The following is a 10285-nucleotide window of genomic DNA, read 5'->3' as shown; positions in this document are numbered from 1 at the left end:
CACCACCGATGCCAGAGAAATTATTAACCTTGGCTGAGTCTCGGTGGTAATCAGGTAGCTAAATGTTCAGGCGATAATGTTAGGATATAAGTTGATATTAGATCACTTACTTTAATTGAATAAAATTTGCTCCAATGCTGCTCCGCATATTTTCTAACAATTTTATAACGTTCAACATCCAAACCTTTATAAAATCCGTTTAAATGTTCTGGTTCAGGGAAGTTAGGTTTTTTACTTTCTAATATATTAGCAGTAGTAGTACATCCTGAGCCTGTTCTTCCAGTCAAGCCGACTAAAATGAATTGACTATTTTCTAGGAATAACTGACTAATAAACTGTTTGTTTTCCATATTCTCTCATTATTTATAATACGTAACTCAAACTTTTATATATTTGAAAACAGCATATTGATAATAAACCTCTGTTTTAAAAAGAAAATTTTATCATGTATAGTCAACAGAGGTATGAGTAATAATTAAATTAATATTATTTTTTAAAACATGCTGTTTTGCTTCTGTGCGTACTGATGGTCAATGACTTTGGTAATTATTTTTTCTACTTTCAAACACGATGGTGTTTGAGTTTGAATCACATCCATTTCTACTAACAATATGTCATTTTTACCGAACCGTTCCTCACCATTGTCAACACGTTCTAGAAACTGCTCATCTGTAATTTCAGCGTAAAAACTTGATTGTCCATCACTGAACTTCCACTTGTTACCATCTTTGAATGATGGTGATTCAATAACCAAACCTGTTTTAATAGAGTTAGTGAACAAAGGTGTTTCAAAATCGATAGGTTTAAAATAATCGCATTCATTTGCTGCGGCATGAGCTTCAATTTTATGAACCAAAGACTTTACTTTAACTGCTTCTAAACCTTTCGCTAGCGGTTCTCGAATGAAGCAATCTAAGGAATTGGCTGCTTTGGGATCTGCTATTACATTAATGGTTTCTATATGAAAAACTTGTGTGTCGCCTTGCTGATTTGTCACATGGACTGACTTGTCGACTGTATTTTTTTGTACCTCTTTTGGCTGCTGCCCTTGAAGATGTATACATGCTTTAATACAGTCCGTTGCTAGCATAATCAGGTCTTTTGGAGATCCCGAAGCAAACATTGCCGCAGCACCTAAATTTACAACTTGAAGTGCAAAATCAATATCAAATGATTGATTTCTAAAGCCAGATACATCAAAAGTCAGTTCAGCATCTTTTCCATATGCATGCTTAGAAGTAATAACCATAAAATCATCTATAGCAGATATATACTTAGCTACACCTTTAGCTCGAAGTTGCCCGTTAGCAACTTTATGACCGTGATACTCTAGAGATAACAAATCTCTGATGTGTAATTCCAACAGTTATTCTCCATCGATAATTAAAATAGCATTTAACGGTTTATCTAAATAACAATATTACTTTAGAAATATGCCTTAATTGCTGGACAATTATACCAAGAATTGCATATTAAATAATGATGTTAGTAACACTTTGTTACTCTATATCGCGGGAAGATGAAAAGAATTTTAATTTAAATGACAAAATTAAAATTATTACTAAAGCCAATCCAAAATTACGTTAATTCAATGTGAATAAGTATTTGATTTAACACATTTTTTGGCATTTCTGTGCTAGCCCGTTATTGGACAAAACGTGTTAGGCAAATTGCTTATTTAGGCTGGTAGTATTAAGAAAAGTAAGAGTAAAGCCCGCTTAAGGGGCAGCCAACGCTACTACCAATTTTCCGCATAACACCTTAATCACAAAAACTAACGCATAGTAAAAATGCCAAGCGTTGGATGCCCCTCTTGAAGCGTTTGTTGAACGAAGCCGCTTCGCGGCAGAGTGAAAGCCCATAAGCTCGACTACGGTAAATATACCTTTAAAAAAGGAGTATTTATCATGAATAAAGCACAGCAACATCGTTCAGATTATCTTTATGAACAACACCTTACCCATCTCACCTTGCAAGGTAAACGTCCCGCTACGATTGATGCTTATAGTCGTGCTCTACGTCGCATTACCCATCAACTGGATAAATCACCAGACACGTTAACTACCGACGACCTGAAACGGTATTTTACACAACTGATCAAAACACATTCATGGAGTACCGTGAAAATTGATCGCAATGACTTACAGCTTTTCTTTAGGCATGTGCTTCAACGTTATTAGAGATGGATATTGCAACATGTATTACCTAAAGGATTTCGTCGGGTACGTGATTATGGTTTTCTGCGGGGTCATGAAAAGAAGCAGCTTCAAGCTATCCAATTTATGTTCATGTTAACCGGGCAACTGACGTTGCCCTCACCGAATAAAACGGTACGTATAAAAGCCCAACCCTTTTGCCCCTGCTGCCAACATGTCATGCAATTAACGGGAATATTTCGGCCAAAATAACCGACGTTCAATAATAAGGATAATGGCTTTCACGCTGCAGAGCTAAAGAGGACTTTATTATAAATCAGAGTGTTAAAGTTATTGGTTCACACCAAGGATAACGCTCGACTTCTTTTTGTCATCACCCTTCATGCTATTTCCAATATTTACTTATATAAGGTGGCTTGGGCTTGTCCAACACTTCGGATAGGTGTCGGCTTCGCGACACATATCCTTATTTGTTATGTGCGTACTAAAGACATTGGTACGAACCTAATTCCGTTGAACTCAGCTTCTTCACCTGTTGCTATGAAACCATTGCGATTGTAGAACTCAACAGCATTTACCGATGAACGCAGGCTAACCTCCCGAGCATCTGTCTGGTTGAGCAAATGATTCAATAAAGTACGACCTAAACCCGAGCCCTGCTGTGAATTAGCAACAAATAAATGTGTTAGATAATTCCCATCACGCAAAGCAGCAAAACCAAGGACTTTCCCACCTGATACAGCCTTAATAGATAAAAACTTCTCATTGTCAAAAGTAGTCGCTAGGTCTAGTAAAATTCTGTCCTTATACTCTTGCTTTCCCTGTGCATTAAACAATGGAAGCACATCCTTGTCTGAGACCTCTGAAACAAGCCTTGTTACTGCCTCTAAATCCGATTTTAGGACCTTCTGAATTTCCATTCCCCCTCCAAGCACATAACGTTTAGCATAACGGGCGTTTACTAGCCCAAACTGGTTGAAACACCTAAATCACAGTGCTTCTTTAAAAAATGCGCCACGAGTAAACGTCCCGTTAATGCTCTTGTTATGTTTACCACTCTCCGCCCGCGGGTGGAGAAAGTTTAGACGTAAGAAAGTCGAAATACTTAGGATCATCAGACTCAAAAATTTCTTTCCCAGCCCCCATGTACGCCCGAGCTAACTCATCAATTGCTTTGTTTGTATTGCCCAACTCAAACTGAGATTGACCTAATCGAAGGTGAAGATACGGATTACCTATCGCGCCAACACAGTACATAGAGGCAGAAAAGGTCTCTTTAGCTTGCTCAAAACTGCCTGATTTAAAATAGACATCTCCAAGGCCTGCCATGACACCCGCAGTGACTGAGTATGATTCTTTTGGAGTGGGGATAAGGTCAAGAGCTTCTTCGAAGTTATCAAAAGCACTGCGATACTCTCCCAACTCGATGAAGACATCCCCCTCATCGCATATTTCTTTAATCTTAAGAGATAGTTCTTCATTTATTTCCATATGGTTTCCTTACCAGTGCTATTGAAGTAAACATAACAGTATATTAATAAGCATTCTTACTTTTGCGCTCTATTAATGCTCTAAATAACCAGTATTGTAAAAAATAAAAGCACCAAATTTCATAACTTTAGTCGCAAAATATTACATTCAATCGATATCTTTACGTTGGTAAAAGTAAGAACAATATTTCATCCGTCGGATTAAATACACAAAAAGTAAAATTAACCATTTAACATCAATAACTTAAAAATTCACCGCTGAGATAATTAAGAAAGTTTTCTTATTTAAAACAAAGCCTAATCGGAAAAATTTACGCTTTTCATTATAACTGGGTAAATACACAGGTAGTCTCATTACCAGCAAGCAAAAGCATTTCGTCTAAATTGGAATAGGAATAACGGGAGTACTAAAGAAAGGAAATGGAGATAAGAAAAATGGAGACAAAACGGCGTTCATCTCCATATTTAGGTGTTATTGTGGCTTGTGGTTCTTAGCTAAAAACGTATCCAGTTTGTTAGCGAAGTTTTGACGATCCGCTTGGCTTAATGGTGCTGGGCCGCCCGTTTGTACGCCACTGCTGCGCATAGTTTCCATGAAGTCACGCATTTGTAAACGCTGCTTAATGGTGTCTTTAGTATACATCTCGCCGCGAGGGTTTAACGCATGTGCGCCTTTGGTGATCAGTTCATCAGCTAATGGGATATCAGCGGTAATCGCCAAGTCCCCTGCTTCAGCTTGTTGCACAATATAATTATCAGCGACATCAAAGCCTTGTTCCACTTGAATAGATCGTAAAAACGGTGAAGGTGGTGTGCGAATGTATTGATTAGCCACCAGCGTTACGTTCACTTTTGCGCGATCAGCAGCGCGAAATAGAATCTCTTTTACAACGTTTGGACATGCATCAGCATCTACCCAAATTTTCATAGGTAACCCTTTCATTCTTTCTGTACGTGTCATTAAACACATAAGCTTTATTTGTAAAAAAGCCGCCCTATTTTAAGGCGGCTTTCGATTAACTTTTTGGCTTAGCCTGTTTTATTAAGTAAAAACTTAACCAACTAATGCTTTCTTCGCGATGTACTCATCATAAGTACCGTGGAAGTCTTCTACGCCGTCTTTAGTGATCTCAAGAATACGAGTTGCAACCGATGTTACAAACTGGCGATCGTGAGATACAAACATCAATGTACCTTTGAAGTTCTCTAACGCTAGGTTAAGTGCTTCAATAGATTCCATGTCCATGTGGTTTGTTGGTTCATCCATAAGTAGGATGTTAGGACGTTGCATGATTAACTTACCAAACAACATACGACCTTGCTCACCACCAGAAATAACTTTTACAGATTTCTTGATGTCGTTTTGTGAGAACAGCATACGACCTAGGATACCACGAACAGTTTGCTCGTCATCACCTGGCTTTTTCCACTGGCTCATCCACTCAAGCAATGTAATATCTTCTGCGAAATCAGCACTGTGATCCTGTGCGTAGAAACCAATATTATTGTTTTCAGACCACTTAACCATACCCGCCATTGGCTCCATTTGACCCGCTAGCGTGTTTAGGAATGTTGATTTACCGATACCGTTCTCACCGATAATCGCGATGCGCTCACCTACTTCTACCAGTAAGTTAACACCGTTGATTAGGATGTTTTCGCCGTAACCTTGCTTCAAACCTTCCACTTCTAATGCGTTACGGAACAGTTCTTTTTCCTGATCGAAACGAATAAATGGTGTTTGACGGCTAGATGCTTTCACTTCTGTTAATTGGATTTTATCCAGTTGCTTTTGACGAGAAGTTGCTTGCTTCGCTTTAGATGCGTTAGCAGAGAAGCGGCTTACGAACGTTTGTAGTTCAGCCATTTGTGCTTTCTTCTTTGCATTATCTGAATGTAACTGCTCACGTGATTGCTCAGCAGCCATCATGTATTCATCGTAGTTACCAGGGAATACACGAAGCTCACCGTAATCTAAGTCAGCCATGTGTGTACATACGCTGTTTAAGAAGTGACGGTCGTGCGAGATGATTATCATAGTGCAGTTACGCGCTAGTAGGATCTGCTCAAGCCATGCAATAGTGTGAATATCCAAGTTGTTCGTTGGTTCGTCAAGTAGCATGATGTCTGGGTTAGCAAACAATACCTGAGCAAGAAGCACACGAACTTTAAGACCAGGTGCAACGGCACTCATAAGACCAAAGTGTTGATCTTCAGTAATACCAAGACCAAGAAGAAGTTCACCTGCACGTGCTTCTGCTGAGTAGCCGTCCATTTCTGCGAACTCTACTTCTAGATCTGCTACACGCATACCATCTTCTTCTGACATTTCTGCCATTGAATAGATGCGATCGCGTTCTTCTTTAATCGTCCATAGCTCTTTGTGACCCATGATCACTGTATCTACTACGCTGTAGTTTTCGAATGCAAATTGATCCTGACCTAATTTAGCCATACGCTCATTAGGATCAAGTGAAACAGTACCTGCAGACTGCTCTAGCTCGCCACCCAAGATTTTCATGAATGTCGATTTACCACAACCATTCGCGCCGATTAGGCCGTAACGGTTGCCGCCACCAAATTTTACTGAGATGTTTTCAAACAATGGCTTATCGCCGAACTGCATTGTGATATTAGCTGTTGAAATCAATGTACTGTTCCAAAATTTGTGAATATATCAAGCATTAAAAAAGCCGCTTACTACAAGCGACTTTTCTCTAAATTGGCGCGGAGTATAACAGATTTAGTGACTTACATCACCTTTAAATTAACAACAAAATTGTAACTAGTATCATTGCCCTTTTCTATGATTACCATTAAGCCTATAGGGATTAAGTATTTGTTTACATGTAGTTAATTAGATTTTAAAAAGGAATAATGAAATATGAAGTTATGTTTTTGTGTAATGATAATGTTTATTCAAAGCGTATAGTAATTTTCAACATTGATTAATAAATAGAGAGTTATTATGAATATCCATTCTTTCGGTAACTGGCTACCAAAAAGTAAAGCGCACGTTAATGCTTGGATCCAACACTTAAAAGCGCACACAGAACAACATCCAACTGAACTTGTTCAACCTATCCAAGAGTTTAAAGATTTGGTTGATAATGATGAAAGCCTAATAGAACTCGCTGAACGTATGTTTAGCTATGCAGGTAATCAAAAAGAATTAACGCCACTAGGTACACCAGAAGTCATGAGCTTTGATGAATTTCTTGTGCTACTAAACGCAATTATGACGCAAGCGCCTGAATGTACTGAATATACCGACCCTAAAACTGGTGAACTAAACCCTTGTGGTTTAATTGGTTTTCCTATTAATGCATTATTAGATTGGCCGATGGCAACTCCTGCTGGCTACACGTTCTTCTCAAATGCATTAGTGAATCAGCAAATTAAAAAAATATTAACTTACTGGTCTTCTTTCCTTGCAAGTTCTGATTCTCGCTATGTATTAGTAAACGATGATCTTAATCGCACACCGAAAGTATTAGGCTGGTTAAATCCAACTGCACAACGTGAAATGGTCGGTGTTGCTTGCCAAGCCACTTCTGATCCAGCTCTTAAAACATTACCGTTTGAGCACTTTTTCCAATGTGATCCTAATGATAAGTATTATGGCTTTAAATCATGGGATGACTTTTTCACTCGTGAGTTCGTAAAAGGTGTTCGTCCAATTGCTGAAGGTGATGACATTATTGCTAATGCGTGTGAATCAGCACCGTTGCAAATTGCAGAAAACGTAGCTGAAACATCTGAATTCTGGCTAAAAGGCCAACCTTATTCGCTACAGAATATGATGGATTTTGATCCACTCGCGAAGCAATTTATTGGCGGTACAATTTATCAAGCATTCTTAAGTGCATTGAGCTATCACCGCTGGAATAGCCCTGTAAGCGGTACTGTGAAAAAAGCCTACATTGTGAATGGCTCTTACTACTTGGGTAACCAATACCAAGGTTTTGGTAACCCTGATGGTGCCGATGACAGCGCACCAAACAATTCACAGCCATTTTTAACAGCTGTGGCAACACGTGCAATTATCTTTATTGAATCTGATAATCCTAACATTGGTTTAATGTGCTTTATCGCTGTGGGTATGGCTGAAGTGTCATCGTGCGAAATTACAGTCAAAGAAGGTCAACATCTAGATAAAGGTGATGAATTGGGTATGTTCCACTTTGGTGGTTCAACTCACTGTCTTGTATTTGGACCAGATGTGAAGTTAGCGTTTGACTTCCACAATACAACACCAGGCTTAGATGCAACCAATATTCCTGTTTGTTCTCGTATTGCAACCGTATTAACAAACGATTAATTTAAACATTCATTTGTTTTAAACGTTACTAATACATATAAATACGCCTTATTACTGATTTTATTATCAAAGTAATAAGGCGTTTTCTTTATTCAAACAAACTTAATGTTTTATAGGTCGATTATCGACGTGGTGGACGGCTACCGCTACGTTGATTACCACCACGGCTATTGCTTCGACCTCTAGATGCGCGCTCTTTATATGCTGATGCCGCTTTTGCTTTAGAAGCTAGAATAGAATCAACGGTTAATTCCATTGGCTCACGTGGTACAACACCATCAGCAAAAGTACGCATACGAGGTGGAATTTCTAACTCAGCCGTTGTTGCTCGTGGCATACGTTTAAAACGAGATAAGTAAAAAGCTTCTAGTTTCTCTCTAGCCCACTCTGTTTTCTTCAAGTATTTCACACTACTCGCAATAGACGGTTTCGTGTTGAAACAATTAAAGCGCATAGCCGTGTCTAAGATCTCCCAACCATAGTGTTCAACAAGCTCAGTTAGCATTTTCTCTAGGCTTAAACCATGAAGTGGGTTGTTCTGTAATAGTCGTTGCTCTAGGGTTAATTCTTTTTCTTTTTTAGCTGGTTGAGCATTCTGTTGTTGTTCTTGCATTGCCATTCCTAACGGAGTTTGATGGGATTAATTATAAGTATAAAGGCAGGCCACAATAACTAATAAACAATTTAATTAATAATCCTTTTTATGCTCTTTTCTTAAACGATATAAACTAGCTACATCCCTTTTCGTCTAGCTATCGCCACAATCAACTTTTCATTACTTTAACCAGCTTCTAGTGAGTCAGCAACAGCTATTGATTTTTATATTTAAAACATCATTCACGTTTAAAATTGATTTTTAAATTTAAATATCTTCAAAAAACTTACGATTTATTCTGATTTATTTTCAATAACATACAAATATTGAGATTTTACCCTAATTTTTTTCAATTCTTTTGAAATTTAATTTAAACACCCTCGGTCTATTGTAATGAGCTTCACAAAATTAATTTTACTGGACAATGAAAAATGAATCGTATCACTGTATTTACAGCTGCATTAGTCGCTTCAATTTCAGCACCTCTGTCAGCTACCCCTATTTCTGTTTCTACTCATAACCAATACATCATCGAATTTGATGACAATATTACTGAGCACAAACGTTCAGAGATTGCAAAAGCTATACTGAGCAGTAAAGGTAAAATTCGCCATAATTACACCCATGCTATTAAAGGTATGTCGATTAATCTTCCAGAAGCAGCACTAAAACAATTACAAGAACGCTTCCCTGATATCTCTCATATCGAAAAAAATCTTCCTGTCTCCCTTGTTGCTCGTCCTGATAAACCCAAAGGCCCTGACAAAGAAAAAGGTGGTCATGGTAAAGGCGGTAAAAACAAAGATGGTGAAACATCACCTGAGCCTGAACCAGAACCAACACCTGAACCCGAGCCATCACCAGAACCGGAACCAGTACGAGATCCTGAAGTTGTGCCTTGGGGTGTACAACGTGTCGGTCATCAAGTCGTTGATTACGGTACCGCATGGGTCATTGATACCGGTATTGATAGTGCACACCCTGATTTGAATGTAGATGTGTCTCGCGGTGCAAGTTTTGTTGGTACTAATACAACAGAAGACGGTAACGGACATGGTACCCATGTTGCTGGTACGATTGCAGCAAAAATGGATGGTTATGATGTAGTTGGCGTCGCAGCAGGTGCCACAGTTGTACCAATTAAAGTTCTTTCAGATACAGGTAGCGGTACTATCGAAGGGGTAATTGCAGGTGTCGATCATATTTACCAACATGGTAGCTACGGTGACTGTGCCAACATGAGTTTAGGTGCACAAGGTTTCTCAAGTGCTTTAGATTCAGCGATTAAAGCAGTGGCAAGTAAAGGTATTATCTTCGCTATTGCAGCTGGTAACAGTGCCGATGATGCGCAAAACTATACCCCTGCGAGTACAACCCACCCTAACGTTTACACTATTTCAGCGTTTGACCGTTACCACAATTTTGCGACCTTCTCTAATTACGGTTCTGTCGTTGAGTTTGCTCTTCCAGGTGTAAATATTTTATCAACCAAAACAGGCGGTGGTACAACAACACTTAGCGGGACTTCAATGGCTGCACCACACTTCTGTGGCTTAGCAATCATCAATAGCTATTACGTGAGTGGTTACGTAAACAACGATCCTGATGGCAATCCGGATCCAATTCCAAGCTTATAAAAAATAAGCTGATAAATAATAATAACGTACATTCGATGTTCGATTTAAGCTGCACATGGCTGTGCAGCTTTTTTTCGTTTTGTGAT

At 38.8% G+C, this 10285-nt stretch carries 10 protein-coding genes and 1 pseudogene; 4 read left to right on the top strand and 7 right to left on the bottom strand.

Going from position 1 to position 10285, the window contains the following annotated elements:
- Positions 1 to 50: 50 nt before the first annotated feature.
- Positions 51 to 350 (bottom strand): hypothetical protein, encoded by a 300-nt coding sequence (locus tag I3259_RS15765; protein WP_238030538.1) that lies wholly within the window; start codon positions 348 to 350, stop codon positions 51 to 53.
- A 143-nt stretch (positions 351 to 493) separates the two neighbouring features.
- Complete coding sequence (locus I3259_RS15760) at positions 494 to 1363, bottom strand: hypothetical protein (protein WP_238030536.1); 870 nt, start codon at positions 1361 to 1363, stop codon at positions 494 to 496.
- Positions 1364 to 1907: 544 nt separating this feature from the next.
- Between I3259_RS15760 and I3259_RS15750 the strand changes: the two are divergent.
- Positions 1908 to 2174 (top strand): annotated as a pseudogene (locus I3259_RS15750) (site-specific integrase); the annotation flags it as partial.
- Between the two features lie 15 nt (positions 2175 to 2189).
- A complete protein-coding gene (locus I3259_RS15745) occupies positions 2190 to 2408 on the top strand; it encodes a transposase (RefSeq protein WP_238030535.1) in 219 nt (72 codons plus the stop codon).
- Positions 2409 to 2629: 221 nt separating this feature from the next.
- Here the strand turns inward: I3259_RS15745 and I3259_RS15740 are convergent, their stop codons facing one another.
- From I3259_RS15740 to I3259_RS15725, 4 genes are all read right to left on the bottom strand, one after another.
- On the bottom strand, positions 2630 to 3076 hold the full coding sequence (locus I3259_RS15740; RefSeq protein WP_238030533.1) for a GNAT family N-acetyltransferase: 447 nt from the start codon (positions 3074 to 3076) through the stop codon (positions 2630 to 2632).
- A gap of 130 nt (positions 3077 to 3206) precedes the next feature.
- A complete protein-coding gene (locus tag I3259_RS15735) occupies positions 3207 to 3647 on the bottom strand; it encodes a tetratricopeptide repeat protein (protein WP_238030531.1) in 441 nt (146 codons plus the stop codon).
- Between the two features lie 471 nt (positions 3648 to 4118).
- Positions 4119 to 4574, bottom strand: coding sequence for a YaiI/YqxD family protein (locus I3259_RS15730; protein ID WP_238030529.1), 456 nt, complete (start codon positions 4572 to 4574; stop codon positions 4119 to 4121).
- A 126-nt stretch (positions 4575 to 4700) separates the two neighbouring features.
- A complete protein-coding gene (locus I3259_RS15725; protein ID WP_238030527.1) occupies positions 4701 to 6296 on the bottom strand; it encodes an ABC-F family ATPase in 1596 nt (531 codons plus the stop codon).
- Between the two features lie 318 nt (positions 6297 to 6614).
- Between I3259_RS15725 and I3259_RS15720 the strand changes: the two genes are divergently transcribed.
- On the top strand, positions 6615 to 7967 hold the full coding sequence (locus tag I3259_RS15720) for a phosphatidylserine decarboxylase family protein (RefSeq protein ID WP_238030525.1): 1353 nt from the start codon (positions 6615 to 6617) through the stop codon (positions 7965 to 7967).
- A 121-nt stretch (positions 7968 to 8088) separates the two neighbouring features.
- On the opposite strand, the gene I3259_RS15715 is transcribed toward I3259_RS15720, so the two are convergent.
- Positions 8089 to 8580, bottom strand: coding sequence for a VF530 family DNA-binding protein (locus I3259_RS15715; protein WP_238030523.1), 492 nt, complete (start codon positions 8578 to 8580; stop codon positions 8089 to 8091).
- 413 nt (positions 8581 to 8993) lie between these two features.
- On the opposite strand from I3259_RS15715, the gene I3259_RS15710 reads away from it, so the two are divergent.
- On the top strand, positions 8994 to 10199 hold the full coding sequence (locus tag I3259_RS15710; RefSeq protein ID WP_238030521.1) for a S8 family serine peptidase: 1206 nt from the start codon (positions 8994 to 8996) through the stop codon (positions 10197 to 10199).
- Positions 10200 to 10285 lie beyond the last annotated feature (86 nt).

This window comes from Photobacterium sp. Ph5, assembly GCF_022129445.1.
Taxonomy (GTDB): domain Bacteria; phylum Pseudomonadota; class Gammaproteobacteria; order Enterobacterales; family Vibrionaceae; genus Photobacterium.
This window is presented reverse-complemented; position numbering and strand designations above follow the sequence as displayed.

What these genes read in the sequence shown, in the direction of transcription:
- I3259_RS15735 (WP_238030531.1), bottom strand. Translation starts at nt 3,647, where the DNA reads ATGGAAATAAATGAAGAACTATCTCTTAAGATTAAAGAAATATGCGAT.
- I3259_RS15710 (WP_238030521.1), top strand. Translation starts at nt 8,994, where the DNA reads ATGAATCGTATCACTGTATTTACAGCTGCATTAGTCGCTTCAATTTCA.
- I3259_RS15715 (WP_238030523.1), bottom strand. Translation starts at nt 8,580, where the DNA reads ATGCAAGAACAACAACAGAATGCTCAACCAGCTAAAAAAGAAAAAGAA.
- I3259_RS15720 (WP_238030525.1), top strand. Translation starts at nt 6,615, where the DNA reads ATGAATATCCATTCTTTCGGTAACTGGCTACCAAAAAGTAAAGCGCAC.
- I3259_RS15765 (WP_238030538.1), bottom strand. Translation starts at nt 350, where the DNA reads ATGGAAAACAAACAGTTTATTAGTCAGTTATTCCTAGAAAATAGTCAA.
- I3259_RS15730 (WP_238030529.1), bottom strand. Translation starts at nt 4,574, where the DNA reads ATGAAAATTTGGGTAGATGCTGATGCATGTCCAAACGTTGTAAAAGAG.
- I3259_RS15740 (WP_238030533.1), bottom strand. Translation starts at nt 3,076, where the DNA reads ATGGAAATTCAGAAGGTCCTAAAATCGGATTTAGAGGCAGTAACAAGG.